Annotated in this window: 2 protein-coding genes; both read left to right on the top strand. The window is 41.3% G+C overall.

Annotation, left to right across the window (positions count from 1 at the left end; genetic code table 11):
• Nucleotides 1-1,655: family 16 glycosylhydrolase (locus AACZ30_RS13710; protein WP_339650076.1), on the top strand; the 1,655-nt coding region annotated here is incomplete at its 5' end.
• A gap of 258 nt (nucleotides 1,656-1,913) precedes the next feature.
• On the top strand, nucleotides 1,914-2,497 hold a 584-nt coding region (locus tag AACZ30_RS13705), incomplete at its 3' end, for a glycoside hydrolase family 3 N-terminal domain-containing protein (RefSeq protein WP_339650075.1).

Raw genomic sequence — 2,497 nt, 5'->3', positions numbered from 1 at the left:
AAATGAAAAATATATTTAAAACAAGTCTTGCGGTACTTTCGCTGGTTTTTTTCAGCGCCTGTTCCAACGACGATTATGATATAGGTGATATTACCACACCTTCTAACCTTAGTGTTACCGCTGCAGTAGTAGGGCAAACTGAGGAGATGCCTAATGGCGACGGTAGTGGAGCGGTAAGTTTTAGCGCCAGCGCCGATAACGCCATGACCTACAAGTTTATTTTTGGCGATGGTTTTGAAGAAGTTTCTGCTTCTGGAGAAACCACCCATAGTTTTAACGAGAACGGTGTAAATGATTATACAGTAACAGTTGTGGCATCGGGTACAGGAGGAGCTTCCTCGAATATGACCACCACCGTAACTGTTTTTAGTGATTTCAGCGATCCGGAAACTAAGGAGTTACTTACCGGCGGAAGTTCAAAAACCTGGTATGTAGCAGCTTCACAGCCGGCTCACTTGGGTGTGGGACCAAGCGCTGGAGAAGGATTTACGGCTCCTATATATTATGCAGCTGCTCCTTTTGAAAAGGCCGGCGCAGATGTTAGTTCTTGTTTCTATACCGATGAAATGACGTTTAGCCTAAACGAAAATGATAATATTATTTACAATTACAATAACAATGGGCAAACCTTTGTAAATGTGGCTTACACCGGTGATTTTGGTGGAGATGGTTCTGAAGATCAGTGTCTTGATTTTAGTAATACTGGAGACTTTAGTGCTTCTCTTTCTCCTTCAACTTCTGGATTGCCAGAAGGTGCTACTACCGGTACGGTAATTAACATCGCTGGCGGTGGAACGATGAGCTACTATGTAGGTTCAAGTTCTTACGAAGTTCTTAATATTACACCAACTACAATGGATGTTAGGGTGATACCGGGTAACGATCCTGCTTTGGCCTGGTATTTAAAATTCACCACTTCCCAGGGCGGGGAAGAAGAGCCTGAAGAATTTGAGAGCCAATTTAACACCGAGATCTGGTCAGATGAGTTTGAAGGTGATGCCCTTGACACCGATAACTGGAACTATGAAATTGGTAATGGAAGTAACGGTTGGGGTAATGGAGAATCTCAATACTATACAGATGAGGAAGACAACGTAAAAGTTGAAAATGGAAATCTAATTATTACAGCAAAAAGAGAAGCTGAGAGTGGTTTCGATTTTACTTCTGCGAGAATAACTACTAAAGATAAATTCGAATTTACCTACGGTCGTGTAGAAGTTCGTGCAAAATTACCTGCAGGTGGAGGAACCTGGCCTGCAATCTGGATGCTAGGCGCTGCATTTCCGGAAGAATCATGGCCTGGAGTTGGCGAAATAGATATTATGGAATTTGTTGGAAACAATCCTGATAGAATTTCTTCGGCCTTACACTTTCCAGGGAATTCGGGAGGAAATGCTGTAGTAGGTGACACAGAAATATCTGAAGCAACAACAGAATTTCATATATACGAAGTTGAATGGACCGCGGAAAAGATCACTTTTCTAATGGATGGTGTGCCGCACCTGGAGTTTGATAACAATGATTCAACTCCTTTTCAAGAAGACTTTTTCATCATTCTAAATGTTGCTATGGGAGGTACTCTTGGTGGTAATATCGCTGATGATTTTCAAGAATCTTCTATGGAAGTGGATTACGTGAAAGTTTTCCAGGAATAATATATTTTAAAAATCAGACTGCCTGATTACTGTTATTGTTTTCTGAATTTACGGTTGAAGATTATTTGTTTGTAGGCCACAAACTTAACTTCTTAAACACACTTCAGGCAGTTTTTTTATTCGCTAATAGTATGTTCTCGCTTTAATGCCGGGAGTGGTGAGACCTGCCCAAATTATTAGATGGGCTGTGCCTCGCAATTAAATTTTATTTTCCAATTATGCCTCCTGGGCCTGTCCCGAGGCAGATTACTTCAAATTATGAAAAAACTAAATTTATTAGGGTTTTTCCTGTTAGGCTGTTTTATGGTCAAAGCACAGGATTCAACTATAAAAAGTTCGGTTAAAAATGTGGAGACCAAAGTAGATTCGGTTTTAGCGTTAATGACCCTCGAAGAAAAAGTAGGACAACTTGTACAATATAACGGGAGTTGGGACCTTACGGGACCTGCTTCTGAAATGAATAATAAACAAAAGGAGGAAAACCTAAAAGCCGGAAAAGTAGGCGCTATGCTAAATGTACTTTCGGTAGATGCCACCAGGGAAGCACAAAAGCTGGTAATGGAAAACTCTCGTTTAAAGATTCCTTTAATGTTCGGGTATGATGTAATTCACGGCTATACAACAATTTTCCCTGTTCCCCTTGCGGAAACAGCTAGCTGGGATCTTGAAGCAATGGAGAGAACAGCAGAAATTGCAGCATTAGAATCTGCGGCTAACGGGGTGAACTGGACCTTTTCGCCTATGATAGATGTTTCGCGTGATGCACGCTGGGGAAGAATTATGGAAGGTTCTGGGGAAGATCCTTATTTAACTTCCAAAGTTGCGGTAGCCAAAGTAAAGGG

This window comes from uncultured Salegentibacter sp. (assembly GCF_963972535.1).
GTDB lineage: Bacteria > Bacteroidota > Bacteroidia > Flavobacteriales > Flavobacteriaceae > Salegentibacter.
The sequence above is the reverse complement of the archived record's forward strand: the minus strand, read 5'-3'. Positions and strand labels throughout refer to the sequence as shown.